The sequence below is a fragment of the Actinomadura alba genome (assembly GCF_014323705.1).
GTDB lineage: Bacteria > Actinomycetota > Actinomycetes > Streptosporangiales > Streptosporangiaceae > Actinomadura_C > Actinomadura_C alba.
The window spans coordinates 94,580-118,288 of the sequence record NZ_JABVEC010000015.1 but is presented as its reverse complement, the minus strand read 5'-3'; the positions used below and the strand labels follow the sequence as shown (position 1 = coordinate 118,288).

The 23,709-nt window shown below is 70.1% G+C and carries 24 protein-coding genes; 16 read left to right on the top strand and 8 right to left on the bottom strand.

Annotated features, from left to right (window positions below):
- The first annotated feature begins 68 nt into the window (after positions 1-68).
- From HKK74_RS20600 to HKK74_RS20555, 10 genes are all read left to right on the top strand, one after another.
- On the top strand, positions 69-1,277 hold the full coding sequence (locus HKK74_RS20600; RefSeq protein ID WP_187244886.1) for a sensor histidine kinase: 1,209 nt from the start codon (positions 69-71) through the stop codon (positions 1,275-1,277).
- A gap of 351 nt (positions 1,278-1,628) precedes the next feature.
- Positions 1,629-5,207: a discoidin domain-containing protein gene (locus HKK74_RS20595; protein ID WP_187244885.1), complete on the top strand. Its 3,579-nt coding sequence runs from the start codon at positions 1,629-1,631 to the stop codon at positions 5,205-5,207.
- A gap of 132 nt (positions 5,208-5,339) precedes the next feature.
- Positions 5,340-5,783 (top strand): cold shock domain-containing protein, encoded by a 444-nt coding sequence (locus HKK74_RS20590; protein ID WP_222722529.1) that lies wholly within the window; start codon positions 5,340-5,342, stop codon positions 5,781-5,783.
- 170 nt (positions 5,784-5,953) lie between these two features.
- On the top strand, positions 5,954-6,967 hold the full coding sequence (locus HKK74_RS20585; RefSeq protein WP_187244884.1) for an NAD-dependent epimerase/dehydratase family protein: 1,014 nt from the start codon (positions 5,954-5,956) through the stop codon (positions 6,965-6,967).
- 64 nt (positions 6,968-7,031) lie between these two features.
- Positions 7,032-7,670: a glycosyltransferase family 2 protein gene (locus HKK74_RS20580; protein WP_312881645.1), complete on the top strand. Its 639-nt coding sequence runs from the start codon at positions 7,032-7,034 to the stop codon at positions 7,668-7,670.
- A gap of 119 nt (positions 7,671-7,789) precedes the next feature.
- A complete protein-coding gene (locus HKK74_RS20575; protein ID WP_222722552.1) occupies positions 7,790-8,374 on the top strand; it encodes a TIGR04282 family arsenosugar biosynthesis glycosyltransferase in 585 nt (194 codons plus the stop codon).
- A gap of 103 nt (positions 8,375-8,477) precedes the next feature.
- A complete protein-coding gene (locus HKK74_RS20570) occupies positions 8,478-9,941 on the top strand; it encodes an ArnT family glycosyltransferase (protein ID WP_187244883.1) in 1,464 nt (487 codons plus the stop codon).
- Positions 9,942-10,043: 102 nt separating this feature from the next.
- The gene (locus tag HKK74_RS41510; RefSeq protein WP_312881644.1) at positions 10,044-11,408 is read left to right on the top strand and encodes a molybdopterin-dependent oxidoreductase; all 1,365 of its coding nucleotides are present in this window, start codon (positions 10,044-10,046) and stop codon (positions 11,406-11,408) included.
- 13 nt (positions 11,409-11,421) lie between these two features.
- A complete protein-coding gene (locus HKK74_RS20560; protein WP_222722528.1) occupies positions 11,422-11,937 on the top strand; it encodes a hypothetical protein in 516 nt (171 codons plus the stop codon).
- A gap of 38 nt (positions 11,938-11,975) precedes the next feature.
- Positions 11,976-12,125, top strand: coding sequence for a hypothetical protein (locus tag HKK74_RS20555; protein ID WP_187244882.1), 150 nt, complete (start codon positions 11,976-11,978; stop codon positions 12,123-12,125).
- On the opposite strand, the gene HKK74_RS20550 is transcribed toward HKK74_RS20555, so the two are convergent.
- The 5 genes from HKK74_RS20550 to HKK74_RS20530 all read right to left on the bottom strand — a co-directional run bounded on the left by HKK74_RS20550 (position 12,122) and on the right by HKK74_RS20530 (position 16,054).
- On the bottom strand, positions 12,122-13,534 hold the full coding sequence (locus tag HKK74_RS20550) for a protein kinase domain-containing protein (protein ID WP_222722527.1): 1,413 nt from the start codon (positions 13,532-13,534) through the stop codon (positions 12,122-12,124). The genes HKK74_RS20555 and HKK74_RS20550 overlap by 4 nt on opposite strands.
- A 437-nt stretch (positions 13,535-13,971) precedes the next feature.
- Positions 13,972-14,688 (bottom strand): 5-formyltetrahydrofolate cyclo-ligase, encoded by a 717-nt coding sequence (locus HKK74_RS20545; RefSeq protein WP_187244881.1) that lies wholly within the window; start codon positions 14,686-14,688, stop codon positions 13,972-13,974.
- 18 nt (positions 14,689-14,706) lie between these two features.
- Complete coding sequence (locus HKK74_RS20540; RefSeq protein ID WP_222722525.1) at positions 14,707-15,063, bottom strand: hypothetical protein; 357 nt, start codon at positions 15,061-15,063, stop codon at positions 14,707-14,709.
- Positions 15,064-15,356: 293 nt separating this feature from the next.
- Positions 15,357-15,812: a phosphatase domain-containing protein gene (locus tag HKK74_RS20535; RefSeq protein ID WP_187244880.1), complete on the bottom strand. Its 456-nt coding sequence runs from the start codon at positions 15,810-15,812 to the stop codon at positions 15,357-15,359.
- A gap of 65 nt (positions 15,813-15,877) precedes the next feature.
- Entirely contained in the window at positions 15,878-16,054 is a 177-nt protein-coding gene (locus HKK74_RS20530; protein ID WP_187244879.1) for a hypothetical protein, read from the bottom strand.
- 86 nt (positions 16,055-16,140) lie between these two features.
- On the opposite strand from HKK74_RS20530, the gene HKK74_RS41505 reads away from it, so the two are divergent.
- A complete protein-coding gene (locus HKK74_RS41505; RefSeq protein ID WP_312881643.1) occupies positions 16,141-16,602 on the top strand; it encodes an ATP-binding cassette domain-containing protein in 462 nt (153 codons plus the stop codon).
- Positions 16,587-17,018, top strand: a complete 432-nt coding sequence (locus HKK74_RS40970) for an ATP-binding cassette domain-containing protein (protein ID WP_312881642.1) — start codon at positions 16,587-16,589, stop codon at positions 17,016-17,018. Before HKK74_RS41505 ends, HKK74_RS40970 begins: the two co-directional genes overlap by 16 nt.
- A gap of 65 nt (positions 17,019-17,083) precedes the next feature.
- On the opposite strand, the gene HKK74_RS20520 is transcribed toward HKK74_RS40970, so the two are convergent.
- Positions 17,084-18,118 carry a hypothetical protein gene (locus tag HKK74_RS20520; RefSeq protein ID WP_187244878.1) on the bottom strand — a complete coding sequence of 345 codons (1,035 nt, stop codon included), beginning with the start codon at positions 18,116-18,118 and terminating at the stop codon, positions 17,084-17,086.
- 79 nt (positions 18,119-18,197) lie between these two features.
- Here HKK74_RS20520 and HKK74_RS20515 point away from each other — a divergent pair, with 79 nt between their 5' ends.
- From HKK74_RS20515 to HKK74_RS20500, 4 genes are all read left to right on the top strand, one after another.
- Entirely contained in the window at positions 18,198-18,608 is a 411-nt protein-coding gene (locus HKK74_RS20515; RefSeq protein ID WP_187244877.1) for a RidA family protein, read from the top strand.
- Entirely contained in the window at positions 18,605-19,696 is a 1,092-nt protein-coding gene (locus HKK74_RS20510) for an aminotransferase class V-fold PLP-dependent enzyme (RefSeq protein WP_222722524.1), read from the top strand. The genes HKK74_RS20515 and HKK74_RS20510 overlap by 4 nt, the downstream gene beginning before the upstream one ends.
- A 91-nt stretch (positions 19,697-19,787) precedes the next feature.
- Positions 19,788-20,162, top strand: a complete 375-nt coding sequence (locus HKK74_RS20505) for a PadR family transcriptional regulator (RefSeq protein ID WP_187244876.1) — start codon at positions 19,788-19,790, stop codon at positions 20,160-20,162.
- Positions 20,159-21,529, top strand: a complete 1,371-nt coding sequence (locus HKK74_RS20500) for a permease prefix domain 1-containing protein (protein WP_222722523.1) — start codon at positions 20,159-20,161, stop codon at positions 21,527-21,529. Before HKK74_RS20505 ends, HKK74_RS20500 begins: the two co-directional genes overlap by 4 nt.
- Positions 21,530-21,578: 49 nt before the next feature.
- On the opposite strand, the gene HKK74_RS20495 is transcribed toward HKK74_RS20500, so the two are convergent.
- Together HKK74_RS20495 and HKK74_RS20490 are read right to left on the bottom strand one after the other, a co-directional pair.
- On the bottom strand, positions 21,579-22,034 hold the full coding sequence (locus HKK74_RS20495) for a hypothetical protein (RefSeq protein ID WP_222722522.1): 456 nt from the start codon (positions 22,032-22,034) through the stop codon (positions 21,579-21,581).
- A 108-nt stretch (positions 22,035-22,142) separates the two neighbouring features.
- Entirely contained in the window at positions 22,143-23,681 is a 1,539-nt protein-coding gene (locus tag HKK74_RS20490; protein WP_187244874.1) for an aldehyde dehydrogenase family protein, read from the bottom strand.
- Between the last annotated feature and the right edge of the window lie 28 nt (positions 23,682-23,709).

Genomic DNA, 23,709 nt, shown 5'->3' with positions numbered 1-23,709 from the left:
CTGCCACTGCCGGAGGGGCCGGGCGAGACGTAGCCTTGCTCAGCACATACCCGAGAGAGAGGTGGGGGTTGGACGCACACGCCGCCCAGCGGCGGCCCGCCGGACCGTCGCGCGGTCGTATCCGCGGGCTCGCCGGTGACCGGGCCGCCGACGCCGGCTACGTGCTGGCCGGTGCGGCGCTCGGGATCCTCTTCCTCCTGGCCACCGTGGAGGAGAGCACCCAGCAGCAATCGTCGGCGCCTCCACTCGGTCTGGACCTGACCGTCGGCGGGCTGACCTGCCTGGGGCTGGTGCTGCTGCGGCGCCGATGGGCGGTCGGGCTGGCGCTGACCGTGACCCTGGCGGGAACGCTCGTCTCGTCGATGGCCTTCGGCGTCGCCTTCGTGGCCATGTTCAACGTCGCCATGCGGCGCTCCTGGCGGGTGACCGCCGCCGTCGCGGCGGTGCACATCACCCCCACCGTCGCCTTCTATCACCTCGACGCGGCGACGCCGCGGCAGTACTGGGAGGCGGTGGCCGTGGTCGTCCTGCTGGACGCCACGCTGATCACCTCGGGAATGCTCGTCCGTTCCCAGCGGCTGCTCGTACGCTCGCTCCGCGATCGGGCGCGGCAGGCCGAGGAGGGACAGCGGCTGCGCGTGGAAGAGGCGCGGCACCTCGAACGCGAACGGCTCGCCCGCGAGATGCACGACGTGCTCGCGCACCGGATCTCGTTGCTGGCCGTGCACGCCGGAGCACTGGAGTTCCGCCAGGACGCGCCCGCCGAGGAGACCCGCGCGGCCGGAATCATCAGGCAGTGCGCCTACGAGGCCATGGAGGACCTGCGGGAGGTGATCGGCATACTCCGCGAGGACCCGGACGCCTCGGATCGACAGCGTCCTCAGCCCACGCTCACCGACCTGCCGGCGCTGATCGAGGAATCACTGCGAGCCGGCGCTCCCGTCACCCTGGACAACCGGATCGGTGACCTGTCCACGGTGTCGGCCAGGATCGGGCGCCACGCCTACCGGATCGTCCAAGAGGGCCTCACCAACGCTCGCAAGCACTCCCCCGGGGCCGGCGTACGGGTCACCGTGGACGGCACCCTCGAAAGGGAGCTGACGGTCGAGGTCCGCAACGCCATGTCCGCGGCCCGGCCGGCCGGCCGGATCCCCGGATCGGGCACCGGGCTCATCGGCCTGCGAGAGCGCGTTGACCTCGTCGGCGGGCAGATCGAGCACGGCCGCACGGTCGGCGGCGACTTCCGGCTCCATGCCCGGCTGCCGTGGCCGGCCTGATCGCAAAAGCCCCGATCTGTCACCGACGGTTCTCCGGGGCCGTCTGAATCTCCGCCCGCCGCCGGGCCGAACCTCTCGCCAGAGTGTGATCGCACGTCAGGAGCCCGAACGCCCCCGGCCGGATTCGCCGATCCGGCCGGGGGCGTTCACTGTAACCACTGATCCAATTCTGACACCGCCAACGCAAACTTTTGCGGGCTTTTATCCGTCTATTGCGTGATCTCATCTGATTCCTTAGGGTCGAGCTTCCCACCCCCTACTGCCACTCCGTGCCAAGTGCCCCCACCCCCGCTGCGCGCCCGCCACGCGTACGGCCGGCCGCAATGCATTACGAGAGGTAGCGGAACGCAGATGAGATTCACGTACGCCCGCGGACTGCTCGCCGCAGCCGTGGCCGCGACCGGCCTGGTCGTGCTGTCCGCCCCACCGGCGGCCGCGGCCGAAGGCCCGAACCTGGCGCCCGGCAAATCCGTCTCGGCCAGCAGTTCCACCAGCCCCTACAACCCCGCCAACGTCAACGACGGCAACCAGGCCACCTATTGGGAGAGCGCCAACAACGCCTTTCCACAGTGGCTCCAGGTCGACCTCGGCGCCTCCGTCACCACGAACCAGGTCGTGCTGAAGCTGCCGACCGCCGGCTGGGGTGCTCGTAGCCAGACGCTCAAGGTGCAGGGCAGCACCAACGGCTCCGCCTTCACCGACCTGACCGCCTCGGCCGGGCGGACCTTCGACCCGGCGTCCGCCAACACGGTGACCATCGATTTCACCGCCACGGTCACCCGCTACGTGCGGCTGCAGTTCACCGCCAACACCGGCTGGCCGGCCGCTCAGCTCTCCGAGCTCGAGATCTACGGCCCGGCCACCGGCGACCAGCAGCCGCCGACCGCCCCGGCGAACCTCGCCTTCACCGAACCGGCCGCCGACCAGGTCAGGCTCACGTGGTCCGCTGCATCCGACGACGTCGGGGTCAGTGGCTACGACGTCTACGCCAACGGCGCGCTGCGCGCCAGCGTGGCCGGAAACGTGCTGACCTACACCGACAGCCAGCCCGCCACCGCGACCGTCTCGTACTTCGTGCGGGCCAAGGACGCGGCGGGCCACCAGTCCGGCGACAGCAACACCGTGACCCGCCAGGGCAGCGCGAATGGCAGCAACCTGGCGGCGGGCAAGCCGATCACGGCCTCCTCCACGATCTTCAACTTCGTGGCGGCCAACGCCAACGACAACAATGTGGCCACCTACTGGGAGGCCGCGGCGAACGCGTACCCGAACACGCTGACCGTGAGCCTCGGGGCCAGGGCCCAGCTCAGCTCGGTCGTGCTCCGGCTGAACCCCGACGCCGCGTGGGCGACCCGGACCCAGACCATCGAGGTGCAGGGCCGCAGCAGCGGCACCGCCGCGTTCACCACCCTCGCCGCCGCCGCGGCCCGTACGTTCAACCCGGCCTCCGGCAACACCGTGACGATCCCCGTGAGCGGCACCGCCGCCGAGGTACGGCTGCGCATCACCGCCAACTCCGGCGCGACCGGCGGGCAGGCGGCCGAGTTCCAGGTCATCGGCACCCCGGCACCGACCCCGGACCTCACCGTCAGCTCGATCACCGCCACCCCGGCCTCCCCGGTGGAGACCGACCAGATCACCCTCGCGACCACTGTCAGGAACATCGGCACCGGCGCGTCCGACCCCAGCGATGTGAACCTCTACCTGCCCGGTGGCCAGAAGGTAGGCACCGCGGCGGTCGGCGCCCTCGCGGCCGGCGCGTCCACCACGGTCTCGGCGTCCATCGGCACCCAGACCGCGGGGACCTACCAGGTCACCGCCAGGGTCGACGAGGCCGACGACAACATCGAGCTGAACGAGACCAACAACTCCTTCACCGCACCGCTGACCGTCGCCCCGGTGGCCAGCTCCGACCTGGTCGCCCAGACCGTCACCTGGAACCCCGGCAACCCGAGCGGCGGCGCCACCGTCACCTTCTCGGTCGCACTGAGGAACCAGGGCACGGTCGCCTCGGCGGGCGGCGCGCACGCCATCACACTGCAGGTACTGGACGCCGGCGGAACGGTCGTGCGGACGCTGAACGGGAGCCACACCGGGGTCATCGCACCGGGCGCCACCACGGCGCCGATCAACCTCGGTACCTGGACGACCGTCAACGGCCGCCACACCGTCCGCGTCGTGGTCGCCGACGACGCCAACGAGCTGCCGGTGAAGCGGGCCAACAACACCAGCACGCGGCCGTTCTTCGTCGGCCGCGGCGCCGACATGCCCTACGACATGTACGAGGCCGAGGACGGCGCGCTCGGCGGCGGGGCGGCACTCGTCGGCCCCAGCCGTGACATCGGCGACCTCGCGGGTGAGGCGTCCGGGCGCCGCGCGGTGACGCTCAACTCCACCGGCAGCAGTGTCGAGTTCACCACCAGGGCCAGCACGAACACGCTGGTCACCCGCTTCTCCATCCCGGACGCGGCCGGTGGCGGCGGCATCAACGCGACCCTCAACGTCTACGTCAACGGGACGTTCCTCAAGCCGATCAACCTCACGTCCAGGTACGCGTGGCTGTACGGCCCCGAGGCCGGGCCGAACAACTCGCCGGGCTCGGGCGGCCCGCGGCACATCTACGACGAGGCCAACGTCATGCTCGGCACCACGGTGCCGGCCGGAAGCAAGATCAAGCTGCAGAAGGACGCGGCCAACTCCACGACCTACGCCATCGACTTCATCAACACCGAGCAGGTCTCGGCACTGCCCAACCCCGACCCGGCCAAGTACGCGGTGCCCACCGGGTTCGCGCACCAGGACGTCCAGAACGCCCTCGACCGGGCCCGCCAAGACCCGAACCTGGTCGGGGTCTACCTGCCGCAGGGCGACTACCAGACGTCGAGCAAGTTCCAGGTGTACGGCAAGGCCGTGCGGGTCGTCGGCGCGGGCCCGTGGTTCACCCGCTTCTTCGCCCCGTCCACGCAGGACAACACCGACGTCGGCTTCCGCGCCGACGCCAACGCCGGCGGTTCGACGTTCGCGCACTTCGCCTACTTCGGCAACTACACCTCGCGCATCGACGGCCCCGGCAAGGTGTTCGACTTCGCGAACGTCGCGGACATCACGATCGACGACATCTGGGCCGAGCACATGGTGTGCCTCTACTGGGGCGCCAACACCGACCGGATGACGATCAAGAACGCCAGGATCCGGAACACCTTCGCCGACGGCGTCAACATGACCAACGGCAGCACCCACAACGTCGTCTCCAACAGCGAATCCCGGGCGACCGGCGACGACAGCTTCGCGCTGTTCTCGGCGATCGACGCGGGCGGCGCGGACATGCACAGCAACGTCTACGAGAACCTGACGTCCCTGCTCACCTGGCGGGCGGCCGGCGTCGCGGTGTACGGCGGCTACGGCAACACGTTCCGCAACATCCACATCGCCGACACGCTCGTCTACTCGGGCATCACGATCAGCTCGCTGGACTTCGGGTACCCGATGAACGGCTTCGGGGCCGATCCGAAGACGCAGTTCCAGAACATCTCGATCGTGCGGGCCGGCGGCCACTTCTGGGGCGGGCAGACCTTCCCCGGAATCTGGATCTTCTCGGCCTCGAAGGTGTTCCAGGGGATCCGGGTCAGTGACGTGGACATCATCGATCCCACCTACAGCGGCATCATGTTCCAGACCAACTACGTGGGAGGCCAGCCGCAGTTCCCGGTCACCGACACGGTCTTCACGAACGTCACGATCTCGGGTGCGCGCCGCAGCGGTGACGCGTTCGACGCCAAGTCCGGGTTCGGCATCTGGGTGAACGAGATGCCCGAGGCCGGTCAGGGCCCGGCGGTCGGCTCGGCGACGTTCAACAACCTGACGCTGATCAACAACTACCAGGACATCAAGAACACCACGTCCACCTTCACGATCAACAGGAACCCGTAACGGCTGCCGATCCCGTGGCGGGCAGGGCCGCGGCGCCGTCCCGGTGCCGCGGCCCTGCTTCATGCCACGGGAGCACCACCGGATCGGCGGGCGCGACGAACCGTAGACTGCCGGACGTCGGCGGTGTCGCGGATGGAGGTCGTGGTGGTGCGCACGGGCAGGGTCCTGCGGTTCGACGAGGTCCGGGGGTACGGGTTCATCGCGCCCGATGGCGGGGGCGAAGACGTGTTCGTGCACGCGAACGATCTCTTGGGCGACAAGAACGTCTTCACCGCGGGATCGGCGGTGGAGTTCGAGGTGGTCGAGAGCGACCGGGGGCTGAAGGCCCTCGCGGTGCGCATGACCGGACGCAGGTCCCTGAGCACCGCCGCGGTGGGAGCCGATGCCGGGCCCTCCGACACGTCCGGCCCGGCCGAGGACGACGCGCTGTGCGACGTCCTCTCCCGCGCCGAGTTCCTGCAGGAGCTCACCGAACTCATCCTCGACACCGCCCCCACGCTCACCGGGCTGCAGATCACCCAGTTGCGCCGGCACCTGTTGCAGAACGCGCAGGAGCACGGCTGGGTGGAGGGCTGATCCACAGCCGCCGCGAAACGACCAGGTAGCCCCCGGCACGCGCCGGCGGCGCCGGCGACACCCCCACCCATGCAGAAGGTACGGCTCGGCGCCGCCCACGCCCACATCCTGCGCGGACCGGGCCACCTGCGCTCACGGCCTGGCTGACGGGCCCGGATTAGCCTTGACGAGTGAAGGTACTGCTCACGGGCGCCGCCGGGTTCATCGGAAGTCACGTGGCCGAGGCTCTGTACACGGCTGGGTACGGCGTGGTCGGCTTGGACCTGCGGACCGGTGCCGACATACGCGACGATTCCGCTCTTGATCAGCGGCTGGTGGATGTGGATGCCGTGGTGCATCAGGCGGCCAAGGTCGGGCTGGGTGTGGACGTGACGGACCTGCCCGGCTATGCCTCGGTCAACGTCTACGGCACCGCCGTGCTGCTGGCCGCGATGGCCCGGCACGGTGTCGGGCGGTTGGTGCTGGCCTCCTCGATGGTGGTCTACGGTGAGGGTGCTTACGCCTGTGCGGAACACGGGTGGATTCGGCCCATGCCTCGGGCCGCCGACGATCTGGCGCGAGGGTTGTTCGAACCCCGCTGTCCCCGGTGTGGGTCCGGTATGGCGTGCGTCGCTATCGACGAGGACGCGCCGACAGACCCGCGCAACGCCTACGCCACGACCAAGCTCGCGCAGGAGCACCTGGCCGCCAACTGGGCACGCGAGACCGGTGGTGTGGCCGTCGCCCTCCGCTATCACAACGTGTACGGCCCGCGGATGCCCAGGGACACGCCTTACTCCGGTGTGGCGGCGATTTTCCGGTCCGCGCTTGAAGCCGGATGCGCGCCGCGGGTGTTCGAGGACGGCGGGCAGCGGCGTGACTTCGTGCACGTTCGCGATGTCGCTCAGGCGAATGTGGCCGCCCTCGCCGGCCGGCGCCCAGGGATGTTGACCGCCTACAACATCGCCAGCGGCGAGCCACACACGGTCGGAGAGATGGCCGCGGCCCTGGCGGCACAGCGGGGCGGGCCCGAACCGGTGATCACGGGAGAGTATCGGCTGGGCGATGTGCGTCACATCGTCGCCTCACTGGACAAAGCGAGCCATGAGCTCGGGTTCCGCGCCCAGGTCGGCTTCGCCGACGGGATGAGGGAATTCGCCACCGCGCCCCTCGGACGTTCCAGTTCACCACAGCCGCCGGCCTGACGGCAGCGGCCGGGCCAGGGTTCGCCCAGCGTGTGACCGGGGTAGTGCCACAACTGTGGTGGACGTGATCTTCCCATGCCTGGACGAGGCCGAGGCGTTGCCGTGGGTGCTCGGCCGTCTCCCTCGGGCGTTCCGGCCGATTGTCGTTGACAACGGATCGGTCGACGGCTCGGCGGGGATCGCCCGTTCGCTCGGCGCCGTGGTCGTGAGTGAGCCGCACCGCGGCTTCGGCGCGGCCTGTCACCGGGGGCTCTCCGCGGCCACCGCCGAGGTGGTCTGCTTCTGCGACTGTGACGCCAGCCTGGACCCCCGGCAACTGCCTCTGGTCGCCGGGCCGGTTCTCAGCGGTGCGGCCGATCTGGTGCTGGGACGCCGGCGGCCCGTCATCCGGGGAGCTTGGCCACTGCCCGCCCGGCTGGCCAACTGGGAGCTGGCCCGGCGGATCAGGTGCCGCACCGGGGTGCGCGTGCGCGACCTCGGGCCTATGCGGGCAGCCCGCCGCGAGGAACTCCTCCAGTTGCGGCTGGCTGACCGGCGCTGTGGTTACGCGCTGGAGATGCTGGTTCGCGCCGCCGACGCCGGATGGCGGGTGCGGGAGGTGGAGGTGGACTACCGGCCGCGAATCGGCCGGTCGAAGGTCACTGGGACGTTTCGCGGCTACTGGCAGGCGGTCCGGGACATGAAGTCGGTGCTGGCCCGGTGACTTCCCGAAGCGGAGCGTCCTGGTGGGGCCGTCGAGCCGCAGGCCCGGCGTCCGCGGTCGGCGCTCCATCCCCGTTGGGCGCTTCCCGCACGACTCTCCTGGTCATCGCCAAGGAGCCGTTGCCCGGAAGGGTCAAGACACGGCTCGTCCCGCCCTACACCTTCGAGCAGGCCGCGATGCTCGCCGAGGCCGCGCTGTCCGACACGCTGCACACGGTGCTCGCGGCTCCGGCGTGCCGCCGCGTCCTGGTGCTCGACGGCCGGTCCGGACGGTGGTTGCCTGACGGGTTCGAAGTCGTCCCGCAGTGTGAGGGCGAGTTGGACGAGCGGCTGGCCGCCGCGTTCGCGGCGGCGCGTGGCCCGGCGTTACTCATCGGCATGGACACCCCGCAGGTGACTCCTGACCTACTTGCCGTCCACTGGGACGGGGTCGACGCGTGGTTCGGTCCGGCTGCCGACGGCGGCTTCTGGGCATTGGGCCTGCGCAAGCCCGACCCCGGCCTGCTGCGCGGGGTGGCCATGTCCACCCCTGGCACGGGTGCCGCCCAGCGGGAACGGCTGCTTGCGGGCGGGCTGCGGGTGGCGCTGTTGCCGCTGCTGCGGGATGTCGACACCCCTGCGGACGCCACCGCGGTCGCCGCGCTCGCCCCGAAGACTCGTTTCGCCACTCGGATGAGGAAGGTCGCCGAGGGGCAATTTACGTGAGACCCCGTACGTGAGACCCAGTACATGTCTCCGGTGGAAGATTTCCGGCGGGAGCGCCGGTGTCCGGCGCCTCGGGGCACGGGTTCCGCATGTGATCGCGGCGGTGGCGGGGGTCGTGGCGATCGTCGTCTGCCTTGTTACGGCCGCGTGCCGTGTGGGCTACCCATACGCGCTGGAATGGCTGGAGGGCAACTCGCTGATCGAGGCGCAGCGGCTGCTCACGGGACGGCCGCTGTACGCGGCACCCTCGGTCGACTACGTGCCCGATGGTTATCCGCCGCTGTACTTCGCGGTGTCGGCGGGCCTCGCCGGCGTGCTCGGAGTTTCCTACTTGCCGCTCCGGCTGGTCTCGCTCATCGGCTCACTCGCCTGCTTCGCCTTGATCGTACGGATGGTCCAGCGCGAGACCGGAGATCTCGCCGCTGCGCTCGCGGCGGCGGGGCTGTACGCCGCGACCTACTTCGCCGCGGACACGTGGTTCGACTTCGCCCGGGTGGACTCGCTGTTCCTCGCATTCAGCCTCGCCGGGCTCTACGTCGCCCGATGGATGGGCAGGCCGCGCGGCGCGGTGGCCGCCGGCCTGCTGCTCGGCGCGGCGTTCCTCACCAAGCAGAGTGCGCTGGCCGAGGCGATGGCGATCATCATCGCGCTGCTGTTCGGCCCCCAGCGCCGCTTGGCGGCGGTTCTCGCGGCCACCTTTGCCGGAGTGGTGGGACTGACCACGTTGTACCTGGGGGTGGCCAGCCACGGCTGGTACGTGTTCTACGTCTTCGAACTCCTCGGCCGGCATCCGATCGATCAGGACGCGTGGGCCGGGTTCTGGATCTGGTACCTGTTCCCCACCCTCGGCATCGCGCTTGGGGCGGTCCTGCTCGGAGTGAGGCGTATTGCGCCCGTCCTGGGCGCCGGCTGCCTAGCGCTCGCCGCGGAGGGCTACGCCGGGCTGCTGCACACCGGCGGCGCGGTCAACAACATGATGCCCGCCTACGCGGCGGTGGCGTTGCTCGCCGGGATCGCCATGGGAGCCTCGCGAGCGAGCCGGCGCGGGGCAGTGGCCGCCATGCTCATCGCCTCGCAGATCGCCCTTCTGGCCATCACGACCTTCGACCCGGGCCGGATGGTGCCGACCGCCGCCGACCAACGCGTGGGTGACGGGCTCCGCGCGTGGTCACGCGGTTTCGGCGGGCCGGTCGCGATCTTCTCCGACCCGGGCCTGAACGTGGCGGCAGGGTTGCCACCCGTGGCCCACCAGGGAGCCGTCTACGACGTCCTGCGAGGCACCGATCACACCGCTCGAGCACACCTGGAGCGCAGTATGGCCGAGGCGGTGACCGAGCGGCGCTTCGCCGCGATCGTCGTCGAGCAGCCTTCCGATCTCGATGGGTTTCCCCGCGACCTGACCCGTTACTACCGGCGCTGCCCCGGCACGCTACTGGCGAGCGTGCCACGTGATGTCTTCCGTCCGGTCGGCGGGCCCCCGGTACGGCCGACGACATTGTGGCTTCCCACGGGAGGTGGGTCATGCGAAGCGGCATTCCGCCTGCTGAACGTCCACGCTGCGTCATAGTCCACTTTGATAAAATGCCCTAAACGGGGATATTTTCGGCACGATGGTCGGCGGTCTGAGCGCCTGGCGGTCGCCGGGACACCGCTATCGGGGGTGGTCCGCGTGTCAGATCGGCCGAGACCAGAGCACGCTCCTGACGCCGGCGGGTCCGGCGGGGGCAAGGAGACCGGACGCAGAGTGATCGCCTGGCTCAAGGCGAATCCACCGCCCGGCCCGTTCCGGCCGGAATTCTGGCGCAGCCCGCTGCGGGGCCCGTGGCTGACGTCGGTTTTCGGGCTCGCGCTGCTGATCGGGATCCCGCTGGTGGCGATCACGGGACTGCTGTCGTACGCCGCGTACGATCCCCGGCTGCCGGCCAACGACACGACTCCGGAGCGAGGGCTGCTGGGGTTCTACTTCTTCGGCTGGCCGACCGAGCCGGTGTGGCTGTACCGGCTCACCCAGGGAGTGCACGTCATCCTCGGGCTGACGCTCGTGCCGATCCTGCTGGCCAAGCTGTGGTCGGTGATCCCCAAGCTGTTCCTCTGGCCGCCGGCCCGCACCGTCGCCGAGATGCTGGAGCGGGCGAGCCTGGTGCTTCTCGTGGGCGGCGCGGTGTTCGAATTCGTTACCGGCATCCTGAATATCCAGCTCTTCTATGTTTTCCCGTTCTCCTTCTACCCCGCGCACCTGTACGGGGCGTGGATCTTCCTCGGGGCCTTCCTGGCCCATGTGGCCTTCAAGCTCCCGAAGATGGTCCGTACGCTGCGATCCCGGAGCATCCGTGAAGAGCTGCGCATCGGCTTGGACGGCACCCGGCCCGAACCGCACGACCCCGATGGCCTGGTCCCCGTCTCTCCGGCGGCCCCCACCATCTCCCGGCGCGGCGTGCTGGGCTTCGCCGGTGGCGCCTCGCTGATGATGTTCGGCCTGTCGGTCGGACAGACCATGGACGGGCCGCTGCGCCGTACGGCGCTGCTGGCCCCTCACGGGCGCGAATACGGCCCAGGGCCGAACGACTTCCAGGTCAACAAGACTGCGGCGGCCATGGGCGTGAACCCGGCCGAAACCGGAGATGGCTGGCGGCTGGAGCTGGCCGGGCCGCGAGCGGCACCCCTCCGCTTCAGCCGAGCGGAGCTGCTGGCGATGCCGTCGCACACCTATGCGCTGCCCATCGCATGCGTTGAGGGATGGTCGACCGTGCAGAGGTGGACCGGCGTGCGGCTGGCCGATCTGGCCGTGCTCGCCGGCGCCAGGCCGGGTAGGGATGGAGTCTTCGTGGAGTCCCTGGAGAATGGCGCGTTCAGTAAGGCGTCACTGAACGCCGGGCAGGTGGCGGACCTCCGCTCCTTGCTGGCCTTGCGGGTCAACGGTGCCGATCTCTCCCTCGACCACGGGTTCCCGGCCCGGATCATCGTCCCGAACGCCCCCGGCGTACACAACACCAAGTGGGTTCGCAGCCTCAGCTTCCGGCCCATGTCGACATGAGGGCGGCGATGTCGTGATCGAAGGCATGTACCGGAGGGTGATCACCCGTTACGGCGCCGACCCATTGCACCTGCTCGTCCTGCTCGCCTGCTTCACGCTGGCGGGGTACGCCGCCAGCCGCGTCATCGTTGCCGGCATCTGGCTGGGTTTCCTGGTGTGGTTCGTCAGCGCCGCGATCATTCACGACCTGATCCTCTACCCGCTCTACGCCGTGGCCGACGTCGTCGCACGGTGGCGGCCGTGGCACCGTCTCCGGCCGCCGCCACGCGCTGTTCAGTGGCCACCTGTTCATGACCATGTGCGAGTGCCGGTGGCGTTCTCCGGGTTGCTGCTGCTCGTATGGTTTCCCCTGATCTTCAGGTTGTCCGAGGACACCTATCGAGCGTCGACAGGGCTGGACCTCAGCCCTTACCTGGGCCGATGGCTTCTGGTAACGGGGGTGCTCTTCGCCGGATCGGCGCTCGCCTACGCCTTACGAGTGCGCCGGCGCGCCTCCCGGCGCGAACGGGCGACCCCTCCGCGGCGTTGATGCTGCCGGCGGCAACCGCGACGACGGCAGCAGCCCACGTGGCAAACGCCATGGTCCGAACCGAGCGGCTCGGCCTGAGCTGGGCCTACTGGGAGTTCGGTACCGATTTCGGTTCCTTCGGCCTGGACGCGAACGACTGGCGGCCGGCGTTGAGACGCCCTGCTGCCGGTCTGGCCCCGCCCTGCTAGCCCAGCACCACCCGCAGCGAGTAGGAGTCGGCGGCTGCGGTGAGGGCCACCTGCACATGGGAGCCGTCCCGGTCCCACTGCCAGTCGCAGCCCACGGGAGCCGCGCAGCCGCCGACCGGGCTGAGCACCGAGGTGATACCGGGCTGCCGGCTCAGCCACTGCGCAACCTCGGTCACCACGGTGGCGCCGCAGCCCGCGCAGTGCCGCGCGTAGTCGACGCGCAGCCGGCCGCCGCTCACGTCGCGGCTTCCCTCCGAGGTGAAGCCGGCAGGCGAACCGATCTTGGTGGCGAGCGCGGCGAGCCTGGCGTGGTCCTTCGAGGCGTTGCGGGCGTCGAGCGCGAAGTACCCGGCCACGAGGACCATGGCGACCAGGACGGCGGCGGCGGCGATCCACGGCGCCCTGGCCCGTCGTTCCCGGGCCGGTCGGGTCGCACCGGACGGCCGCGCCGGCAGGGGTTGCCCCTGAAACGCCGCCCGCATCGCGTCGAAGTAGCCGGCCGGCGCGGGAGATCGTGGCGGCTCCCCGGGCGCCGGACGGCCGAAGGGAGGCGCGGCGGAGGGAGGCGCGGCGGAGGGAGGCGCGGCGGGGCGATCGGCGGCGACGGCGGCGAGACCGGCGGCAGCCTGCTCGGCGGTCATCCGTCCGGCCGGGTCCCGGACCAGCAGGCCGGCGAGGAGCGGGGCGAGGGGGCCGGCCCGCCGGGGCGGAGCCGGCTCCTCGGTGAGGATGGCCGCGATGACGGCGGCCGCGTTGGGCCCGGAGAACGGCGGGCGGCCCTCCACCAGCGCGTACAACGTGGCGCCGAGCGACCACAGGTCGGCGGCGGGCGTGACGGCCCGGCCGGCCGCCTGCTCGGGCGACATGAAGGCGGGCGTGCCGAGCACCGCGCCGGTGCGGGTCAGCGCCGTGTCGTCCTCCGTGCGGGCGATGCCGAAGTCCGTCACCACGACGCGGTCGCCCTCGAGCAGGATGTTCGCCGGCTTGACGTCGCGGTGAACCACTCCGGCGGCGTGCGCGGCCCGCAGCGCGTCGAGGACCCGCGCTCCGATCCGCGCCGCCGTCTCCGGGGCCGGTGGCGGCCCGCCGCCGATCAGGGCGTCGAGGGCACTCCCCTCGACGAACTCCATGACGATCCACGGGCGTCCGTCGTGCTGCACCACGTCGTGGACGGCGATGATCCCGGGATGCCTCAGCCGCGCCGCCGCACGAGCCTCGCGCAGCGTCCGTGCGTTCCACGACGCCGTGTCCCGCTCGTCGGCGCCCGGCGGGTGGCGCACCTCCTTGACGGCGACCGTGCGCCCGAGCACCTCGTCGTGGGCGCGCCAGACCGCGCCCATGCCGCCCTGCCCGACGATTCGTTCCAGCCGGTACTTCCCGGCGACGAGCTGTTTCCCGTCATTCGGCATGGACCAGATCCTAATGTCGTGCGTCTCGCGCGGCGGCGCCCCCGCACGAACGGCGCGGGGGCGTCCCCGGGGGTGCGGAAGCCTTCCGCGTCCTGCGCTCCGGCGGACGCCTGGGCATCAGCGACGGGACGATCGGGCTAACGGCGTCGTCGCGGCCGGTGTTAATCACGATATCGGACACAAGGAATGGCCGGAGTCCTTTACGAGCCTGCACTCGCAAGCCCAACTGCTCATACATAACCGAAAGCTGGAGGATGCCTTAAGAGAGTTCCACCGATGGGCCGATAGCCTCAGGGTGAATCTTGGCAGACTAGACTACGAGCAGCTCCGGGCAGATTATTACAAATGCCTACAATGTCGAGCGTCTAATTAAGGCGGACATGCTTCATCTAAAACGCCCCGAACGGTAGTTCGCCTCAGCGCATTGAACAGTGCTCTCATCGGCCCCTTGCTAGTGCAGTCAGAATCGGAATGGCGTCGATTTTCTCCCGGCTCAGGCTGTCCCAGTATAGGCCAGCCGGGCGGCGCGACGGCCCGCATTCGATAGCCTCATCCGGCGTCACAATCAGGTCAACGCTAAAGTCGTGTTCGGCCTCTGGCAGATCCTCGTCAACGACCTGCAACGAGTGCACCGTGGTCACGATGGTTGTGTCCGGCCCGATCAGCCCAGCCTCTTCCAACAGCGCTACCTCTATGTCTGAGTAGCCCGCGCCCTTGCCCAATCGCACTCCGCGCCGGTTTACCGCGACACTCCCGCACACGATGAGGTCTACCGGCTGCATCTCGTCAACGCCGACACTGCGCGCCACCTTGGCGGCCACCTTGCTCGACGCGGCCTCGCTTGGCGGCACGGTCAGCGCCGCTGGGTTGAGCAGGTAGAACGGCAGGGCTTCGGCCAGCATGGGCACGGCCATGTAGACCAACTTACCTTCGGTAAGCGCCCGCGCCCGCACTGGCAGTTGGGCCTTGTCCGGCACCGCCTTGATGACTCGGGCCGACTGCCAGACCGGTAGCGTGGCCAGGCGGTCAGCGGCTTCCTCGGCCCCGAAGAACGCCGGGATGCGGCCGTGGACACCGAGAGGAACGGCTCGCTCCTGCTCCAAGAGCGTCCACACTCGTTCCCGGACTGTTTGCTTAGCCTGATCGATGTCCACGCTGGTCAACTCCGCTCGCTACGCCGCTGCTATCAGGGTGAGTAGCCGGTCGTACACGTCCTGAACGACCGGGACCTGTCGCCAGGGCCGTAGTTCCCGGCCCGCTCCGAAGACGATGTTGAGCCCGCCGCCACCCCAAGTCATCTCTACCACGTCGATGGCGTTGTGGAGCGCGGCCGTCGCCTCGTCGAGCTTCTGTTGACGGATACGGGCCAACGCCAGGTTGCCAAGCACGATCGCTTGCGACTTCGAACGATCACGCAGGGCCTGCGCCGTACCATCAAGGATCGGTTCGGCGCGCTTTGCGTCGCCCAGGAACAGGTAGCAGGAACCCGCCAGCCGGCTGGCGGATTGGCAACGATCGAGGAAGGACAAGGTAGCTCTGTAGGCGAGAACGAGGGTCGGTTGTTGGTCAGCGGCATCGGGGGCGGTCGTTCGAGCGGGAGGAAAAGCAAGCGTCGCCATCGCCTCCAACGAGTCCTTCGACAAAGCGCACATGTTCACGCGAACTGATACGGCGCGCTCAATGCGCCGATCCGCCTGGCCGCCCAGCACGCCCGGCCCGCCGCGAACCCCTGATGACGGCGTACGGTGACGGAGGCGGGCGGCCGGGCGCTTCGCCGGCCCGCATCCGATCACGGGCCCAGCGAGATCAGTGCGGCGCCGCGCTAGAAATCGCCGTCGGCCACCTGGAGCACGGTGAGCCCCAGGTTCCTCCACATGCGGACGACCTTGGCCCGGTCGTCGAACACCCCGGTCACGTCGTACCGCGGCTTGACGCGACGCCGGTACAGCTCGCGCTTGACGATGTGGTCGGGGCGGTGGTCGCCACGGGCGCGCATGTGCAGCGCCTCACCCGGGACACCGACGTGCTCGGCGATCCACACCTTCGTGGCGGCCCTGCACTCCTCGGACCGCCCGGACATGTAGACGATGTGGTGCCCGGCGGCGGCGAGCGCCTGGACGACGGTGATGACGGGCGAGTTGGGGAGGTCTTCACCGACCCTGGCCCAGTCGTACGGGCTGCGGCAGCCGGGTGCGGTCTCGTTGCGCAGGGCGACGGTACCGTCCACGTCGACGAGGAACGCACCCGGCCGCTGCGCGGCGGTGGAACCGTTGTTCACGTCTGCTCCGTGAGGGGGAGGGTTCAGTGCGTGTCGCCGAGCGTCGCCCCGGGCCCGGCCGGCGGTCAGCCGGCCGCAGCGATGATCCCACGAACGCGCGCCGCCGTGGTCACCGACTGGACGGTTTCGGGCGGGTAGAGGGCACCGCCCATGTAGATGTCGTCGCGGGTGAAGCGCGCCCGGGACGCCACCGCCTCGGTGGCCGTGAAGTGCAGCTCCTCCGCACCGGTCTGCCCGGCCACCCGGGCGGCAGGCGGGGCCGCCGGCCGCCGCGCGAACGCCCCTCGCCGGACTCCTCCAGCCGGCCCGCGTCGATCAGCTCCTGCACGTGGGCGGACACCGTCGACGGTGCCCAGCCGAGCAGCCGGGCCAGCAGGAGGGCAGTGAGGAGCCAGCGGCCGGTGGCACGCCGGCCCTCGATCTGGAGCACGTCGTCGTGGAGTTCCGCGACAAGGGCGGCGCCAAGGTACGGGCGGTCGACGACGTCTCGCTCACCATCGCTCCGGGCGAGGTACTCGGGTTGGTCGGCGAGTCCGGATCCGGCAAGTCCACCGTGGGCCGGACTGCGATCGGCCTGCTCAAGCCCGCGTCGGGCGCCGTGCGGCTGCTCGGCGCTCCCCTGACCGGCGCCCGGGGCCGTCACCTGCGGCGGCTGCGACGGCAGTGCGGCATCGTCTTCCAGGATCCGGCGTCGTCGCTCGACCCCCGGATGACCGTGGGCGACGGCGTCGCCGAACCCTGGTCGTCAACCGGATCGGCGACCGGACCGATCGGGTGGCCGACTTGCTGAAGAGCGTCGAACTCGACCCCGCGGTACGGCTGCGCTACCCGCACGAGCTCTCCGGCGGGCAGCGCCAGCGGGTCGGCATCGCGCGGGCGATCGCGCTCGAGCCACAACTGATCATCGCCGATGAGCCGACCAGTGCCCTCGACGTGTCGGTCCAGGCCGCGGTGCTGGACCTCTTCCTGGACCTCCAGGACCGGCTCGGCTTCGCATGCCTGTTCATCACCCACGACCTCGCCGTCATCGGCATGGCCTCCGACCGGGTGGCGGTGATGAAGGACGGCCGGCTGGTCGAGGAGGGCCTGACCGACCAGGTGCTGTTCGACCCGCGGGAGGACTACACGCGGCGACTGGTGACGTCGGCTCCGGTGCCCGACCCGCTCCAGCAGCGGGCGCGGCGGGCCGACCGCCACCGCCTCTGACCTCCCCGCCGAGCGGTCTCGGCGCCGGCGTCCTTCGGGGGAGTCGCCGGCGCCGGGATCTCTCATCAGCGCCCGCAAGCGCGGCACGGTGTCCGGGTACGGCGGGCGTGGGCGAGCGCCGCCACGGCCATCCCGGTACCCCAGGTCAGATATGCGGGGACCGCGATCCAGAAGAACGTCTCGGGCAGGGCGAGACCGCCTTCGGGAGGGAAGGGGTTACGGCCGTTCAGCCGCTCGAAGACCATCTGGAGCTGCATCAGGCCGAAGTAGACGACCAGCCCGCCCGAGACGCCGTACGCCGGCCACAGCACCAGCCGGCGCGGCACTCGCCGCCCGGCGAGGCGAGGCACCCAGCGAGGCCAGACCCGGCCCCAGCCGTGCACCAGTGACAGCGGCAGCACCGTGCCGCCCAACACGAAGCCGACCTCGAACAGCACCACGGAGACTCCCCCGACCGGCGGTGACCCGGCGAAACCGACCCAGATCTGCGCGAGGATCCGTACCAGGCAGCCTGCCACCGAGATGTAGGCGGCCCAGAAGGCCCAGCCCGGGGTACGCCGCAGGGGGCCGGGCGACGACGCGGTGCGCCCGCAGGCCATGCAGCCCTCGCGGGTCCGGTACTGATAGGCCCGCGCCGACAGCACCACCAGTACGCCCGCGCCGACGCAGGCCATCCTGCTCAACGCGCCCAGAGGGTAGAAGCGGATTCCGAGACCCGGCAGGATCCCGCCGACCACGTCGAGCAGCAACATTGCCCCGGACGCCACGAGAGAGACGCCGACCGCCCACGCCGCGAGCAGCAGCGGGCGCCGGAACACCCGGCTCACCCGTACGGTCATCAGGGCGATCAGGACGAGTGCCGCTGCGGCGCACAGGCCGACCGAGGCCCATCCGGTGAAGGCCACGAGGTCGGGGCCCACCGGCGACAGGTCGTCCGGCATGTGGCCGAGCGCCCAGTAGGTCCGGAGGACTCCGTACAGCGTCACCCAGGTCAGGCCGATCGCCGGGAGGTGCGTTCGCCACCTGCTCCGGACCCACGCGTCCGGACCTTCCAGCGGCTCGCCGGATGGGCGTGCGGGATCCTTCACGGTCGCCGTCATGTCGGTCATCCTGCGCCGAGGGGGCTTTCATGCCCTCCCCTTGCAGGCCGATACGCTTCCCCCCGAAGGGGGAAATAGGATGATTCGTCGCTGGAGCCCGGCCGGTCTCGCACCGCCGATCGGTAAGTACAGCCACCTCGCCACCGTGCCCGCCGACCACGATCTGGTGTTCGTCTCCGGCCAGGTCGGCGTACTGGAGAACGGCGAGCTGGCGGGCCCGGACGCGGAATCGCAGACGCGGCAGGCCTACGCCAACATCGGAACGCTGCTCGAGTCGCTCGGCGCCGGACCGGAACATCTGGTGAAGCTGCTGACGCTGGTCTCGGGCACGGAGCATCTCGCGGGCTGCCGTGCCGCGCGTGACGAGGTGTTCGCGCAGTGGTATCCGGCCGGCGACTGGCCGGCCCACTCGCTGATGGTCGTGGCCGCCCTGGCCGCCCCCGAGCTGACCGTCGAGATCGAGGGCATGGTGGCGGTCCCCCGCCGATGACGCCACCACCGCTGGGCCCGGTGCGGTTCCGCGAGCTCTTCCCGGCGCTTCGTTCCACCGTCTGGCTCGACACACCCGGTAGCCCGCCCGGCGCGCTGCCGGTGACGGAGGCCCTGCGCGACACCCTGACGGCCTGGTCGTCCGGCGAGTTCGACTGGACCGCCTGGGACGGCGCCGCCGCCGACGCTCGTACCCGTTTCGCCGGGTTCGCCGGGGTGGATCCGGCGACGGTGTCGACACTCGGTTCGCTGGCCGAGGCGGCCGCGACCGTCGCCGCTTCGCTGCCGCCCGGTCGGATCGTGGTTCCGGCTCAGGACTTCCGCAGCAACCTCTTCCCGTGGTCGGTGCACCACGAGCTGGTGGCCGTACCCCCACGCGATGGGGCAACGCGGATCGAGGACCTCATCGGGGCCCTGGACGAGGGCGTCTCGCTGCTCGCGGTCAGCGAGGTGACCAGCCGGGAAGGACAGCGGCTCGACCTCGCCGCACTGCGCGCCGCCACCGACCGGGTGGGCGCACGGCTGTTCGTCGACCTGACGCAGTCGCTCGGCGCCCTGCGGTTCGACGCGGCCACGATCCGTCCCGACTACTTCGCCGTGCACGGTTACAAGTGGATGCTGTGCCCGCGCGGTGCGGCCTGGCTCGTCACCCGGCCCGACCGCCTCGACGAGTTGCGACCACTGGCACCGAGCTGGCGGTCGACGAGCCCGCCGTACGGGTACTTCGGCGCGGCGGGCCTCGCGACCGACGCCGGCCGGTGCGACGCCTCACCCGCCTGGTTCTCCTGGATCGGTGCGTGCGAGGCCCTGCGGCTGCTCGGCTCACTCGACGCCGGCGACGTCGAACGGCACTGCGTCGGCCTCGCCCGGCAGCTCACCGAGCAGGCTCGGGGGCTCGGCCTACGACGAGTGGTGGACGGGCCCGACTCCCACATCGCGGTGTTCCACACCGACCAGGCCGAGCGGATCGCCGGGCGGCTGCGCGAACACCGCGTACGCGCCACGGCCCTGGGAGACCGGGTCCGGTTCGGCTTCCACTACTTCAACGACGAAGCCGACGTCTCGGCGACCGTACGAGCCCTCGCCTGAACGATCGGGCCATCCTTTGGTCGGCGGCCGGGATTGCACGGGCCTATACCTAGAACTACTATGCATTGCAGTTCTAGGGTTAGGCGGCCAGATGCATATCACCAAAGATCTCGTCGCGGCCTCGGCGACGCCGCTCGTGCTGGGGATCCTCGCGGAAGGCGAGAGCTACGGCTACGCGATCCTCAAGCAGGTCAACGAACTGTCGGGCGGGCAGCTGGAGTGGACCGACGGCCTGCTGTACCCGTTGCTGCACCGCCTGGAGCGGCTTGGTCACGTCGAGTCGGCCTGGGAGGTCCCGCCCGGAGGACGCCGCCGCAAGTACTACCGCATCACCGACCAGGGCCGGGCCGAGCTCGCCGAGCAGCGCCGCCAGTGGGCCGCGGTCGTCGACGCCCTGCGGGGCGTCTGGAACACGACACAGTCCATCAAGCCGATCACGGCACCGGCATGGGAGGCGGGACGATGACCGTCGCCCGCAACAACGATCTGGAGGCTCAGATCGCCGAGTGGCGGGCCTACATGCACCGCCGCCGGGAGCTGCACCGCACCGACGCAGAGGAGCTGGAAGACCATCTTCGCAGCCGGATCACCGAGCTGACCGAGGCGGGCCTGCGAGCCGACGAGGCCTTCCTCATCGCCGTCAAACGCATGGGCAGCCTCGATGAGCTGTCACGGGAGTTCGCTCGCGAGCATTCCGAACGGCTGTGGAAGCAGCTCGTGCTGCCCGGGGAGCCGGACGCGCCCACCGCCGCCCGTTCCCGTCGTGAGCTGCCTGTCATGGTGCTCTGCGCAGCCGTCGCGGCGCTCGCGATCAAGGTGCCGAGCTGGTTCGGGTTCGACATGTCAGACGACGATGGCGGCTTCTACGCGCGAAACCTCAGCCTTTTCGCGCTGCCGGCACTGGCCGCCTACTTCGTGTGGCAACGCCGGGTCGGTCCTCGCGTCATCGGGGTGCTCGCGTTGCCGTTCATTCTCGGCGCGGTCATCGCGAACGCGTATCCGCTGGCCGACGACTCGCAGTCCATGGCGCTCACGGCGATCCACCTGCCGCTCGCGCTGTGGCTGGTCGTCGGCGTCGCCTATGTGGGCGGTGACTGGCGTTCAGACCGGCGGCGAATGGACTTCATCCGGTTCACCGGGGAGTGGCTGATCTACTTCAGCCTCCTTGGAATGGGTGGCGGCGTGCTCACGGCCTTCACGGTCGGCACCTTCAACGCCATCGGCCTTGACGCCGAGGGATTCGTCCAATCTTGGCTACTGCCCTGCGGCGCCATGGCCGCGGTCATCGTGTCGGCATGGCTGGTGGAGGCGAAGCAGAGCGTCATCGAGAACATGGCCCCGGTGCTGACCCGCGTCTTCACGCCGCTTTTCGCGGCAACCCTGCTGGCCTTCCTGGTCGCCATCGCCTGGACCACCAACGGCGTCGACGTCGAGCGCGATGCGCTCATACTCTTCGACCTGCTGCTCGTCGTCGTGCTGGGTCTGCTGTTGTACGCCATCTCCGCCCGTGACCTCACGGCCCGGCCCGGTCTTTTCGACCGCCTGCAGCTCGCGCTCGTCGTCAGCGCTTTGATCATCGACGGCATAGTGCTGCTGGCGATCACCGGCCGGATCACCGAATGGGGCTTCACCCCCAACAAGACCGCGGCATTGGGCGAGAATGTCATCCTGCTCACCAACCTGGCGTGGTCGGCATGGCTGTTCCTCGGCTTCGTGCGTGGCCGCATGCCTTTCGCCCGCCTGGAACACTGGCAGACCCGCTACATGATCGTGTATGCCGTCTGGGCATGGACGGTCGTCCTCGCCTTCCCGCCCGTGTTCGACTTCGCCTGAGCCGAATCCGGCGCCCCCGGCCACATGGCCGAGGAGTCCAAGCGACAACTCACCGTACTGCGGTGTTCCGCTCGGCGAGGCGGTGTCTGAGACCTCGCCGCATGCGTGCTGAGGCTCCCGGCAACGCGGCCAGGCCCTGCACCTCCTCGGGCGTGAGCTCGGGCCGGCCGGCGAGCGCGAGCACGGCCGCGAAAGGGCGGCTCACCGACGTCCTGAGCCGGGCCTCGACCTCGCCGAGCACACCGAGCAGGACCGCGCGATCAGCCTTGGGATGCTCCGCTATCAGCAGGAGGAGCCGACCGTCGTTCCATGGGCTGTCGCGCTTCGAACAGAGTTCCCCGAGCACATCCACGGGCGTGCTGGGATTGGTGGCGAGAACCTGCCAGACGAACGAATACGGACACTGAGCGAGGTGACGCAGGACATCCGCACCGACGCCCTGGTCCGCGGCCAGGTCGCGGTAGTCCGCAGGGGTGTGCATATGTCGGAGCGCCTCGAGATCCATGCCTCCCATTCTCGACGGCCTGGCGCGCAGGGCAACGGCCATCGAGTTCCGTGCCGGCCAGGCGAACGGCCGGCACGGAACCTCGGGGAAGGTCCTCTCTGGGTCCGTTCAGCTCGGCTGGAGGGTGTAGGTGAGGAAGTTGCCGGGCAGCCGCTCCCCCGGTGCCCCTTCGGTGACGGCCCGCACGAGCAGCTCTCCGCCGACGAAGGCACCGTGCCACGAGGCGCCGAGGCCACCGAAGATCTCCTCACGGTCACCACGAGAGCGTGCGCCGTTGACCCCGAGCTTGAACGCACGGACATGCGAGCCGAGCCGGCGTGCGGTCGCCTCGTCGTCGCACGAGATCGTCGCGACGAGCGCGCCGTTGGAGGCGTTCATCGCCGCGAGCAGCTCGGCCTCGGTGTCGACCAGCACGACCGTGTCGACAGGGCCGAACGGCTCGGCGTGGTGCAGCGGCGACGACGGCGGCGGCGCCAGGATGGTGACCGGGGCGAGGTAGGCGGAGGTGTCCTGACCGGGCAGGAACCGCCCGTCCGACCGCGAGCCGCGGTAGAGCGGCACGCCGCCCTTGGTGATGGCCTCGTCGACCAGGTCGCCGAGTTCCTTGGCCTTGGCATCGTTGATCAGCGGCCCGAAGTCGAGGTCGGGCAGCGGGTCCTCAGAGTTCTCGACGGCGAGCGGGTGGCCGAACCGCACCTCTTTCACCGCGGCCAGGTAGGTCTCCAGGAACCGGTCGAACAGCGAGCGCTGCACGACGAACCTCGGATAGGCGGTGCACCGCTGCTTGGCGTAGTCGAAGGTCTTGCGGATCTGCCGGCCGAGCAGATCCCAGTCGGCGTACTCCCAGACCCCCCACGTGTTGAGGCCCTCCTGCTCGAGAACGTGCCGCTTGCCGAGGTCGGCCACGGCCGCGGCGACCTGGGCTCCCGCGTCCCGGCCGCCGACGAAGGAGACGCACCCGACTTCCGGCGCCCGTACGAGCGCCGCCGACAGCTCCCGGCCGGCGCCGCTGACCAGCGTGATCGGCAGGCCCTCCCGTACGGCGAGGGCGGAGGCCAGAGTGAGGCAGGCCAGCCCGCCGTCGGTCGGCGTCTTCGCGATGGCCGCGTTGCCCGCCAGGACCTGGACGAGCATGGCGTGCATGAGCACGCTCATCGGATAGTTCCAGCTGGCGATGTTGCTCACCGGCCCGTCCAGCGGGCCACGGCCCTCGACCATGCGGTCGATCTCCTCGACGTACCAGCGCACCCCGTCGATCGCCCGGTCGACGTCGGCGGTCGCGAGCCGCCATGGCTTGCCGATCTCCCACACGAGCAGGAGCGACAGCAGGTCACGGTGCTCGGTGAGCGCGTCGAGCACCGCACTCACCCGCGCCTTGCGGTCGGCGAGGGGAACCTGTCCCCACTCCCGGTGCCGGTCGAGTGAGGCCCGTACGGCGGCCGCCGCCTGGTCGGCGGACAGCATCGGCGGCCCCGCTATGGGGGTGCCGTCGATCGGCGAGGTCGCCGGCACCGGATCACCGTTCCGGTGCCAGCGTCCGCCCCAGAGGTTGGACACCCGGTCGTCGTCGAACGCCTCGGGCGCGACGGCCAGGCAGCGGGTGTAGGCGTTGTCCCAGGAGGTCCCCGGCTTGATCATATAGCCCATGACGATCTCCGCATACTGTATGCAATGC

Excerpts from the sequence above, each read along its gene's own strand:
- HKK74_RS20490 (WP_187244874.1), bottom strand. The coding sequence starts at position 23,681 with ATGGGCTATATGATCAAGCCGGGGACCTCCTGGGACAACGCCTACACC.
- HKK74_RS20500 (WP_222722523.1), top strand. The coding sequence starts at position 20,159 with ATGACCGTCGCCCGCAACAACGATCTGGAGGCTCAGATCGCCGAGTGG.
- HKK74_RS20515 (WP_187244877.1), top strand. The coding sequence starts at position 18,198 with ATGATTCGTCGCTGGAGCCCGGCCGGTCTCGCACCGCCGATCGGTAAG.
- HKK74_RS20590 (WP_222722529.1), top strand. The coding sequence starts at position 5,340 with ATGGAGGTCGTGGTGGTGCGCACGGGCAGGGTCCTGCGGTTCGACGAG.
- HKK74_RS20595 (WP_187244885.1), top strand. The coding sequence starts at position 1,629 with ATGAGATTCACGTACGCCCGCGGACTGCTCGCCGCAGCCGTGGCCGCG.
- HKK74_RS20550 (WP_222722527.1), bottom strand. The coding sequence starts at position 13,534 with ATGCCGAATGACGGGAAACAGCTCGTCGCCGGGAAGTACCGGCTGGAA.
- HKK74_RS20495 (WP_222722522.1), bottom strand. The coding sequence starts at position 22,034 with ATGGATCTCGAGGCGCTCCGACATATGCACACCCCTGCGGACTACCGC.
- HKK74_RS20510 (WP_222722524.1), top strand. The coding sequence starts at position 18,605 with ATGACGCCACCACCGCTGGGCCCGGTGCGGTTCCGCGAGCTCTTCCCG.
- HKK74_RS20505 (WP_187244876.1), top strand. The coding sequence starts at position 19,788 with ATGCATATCACCAAAGATCTCGTCGCGGCCTCGGCGACGCCGCTCGTG.
- HKK74_RS20520 (WP_187244878.1), bottom strand. The coding sequence starts at position 18,118 with ATGACGGCGACCGTGAAGGATCCCGCACGCCCATCCGGCGAGCCGCTG.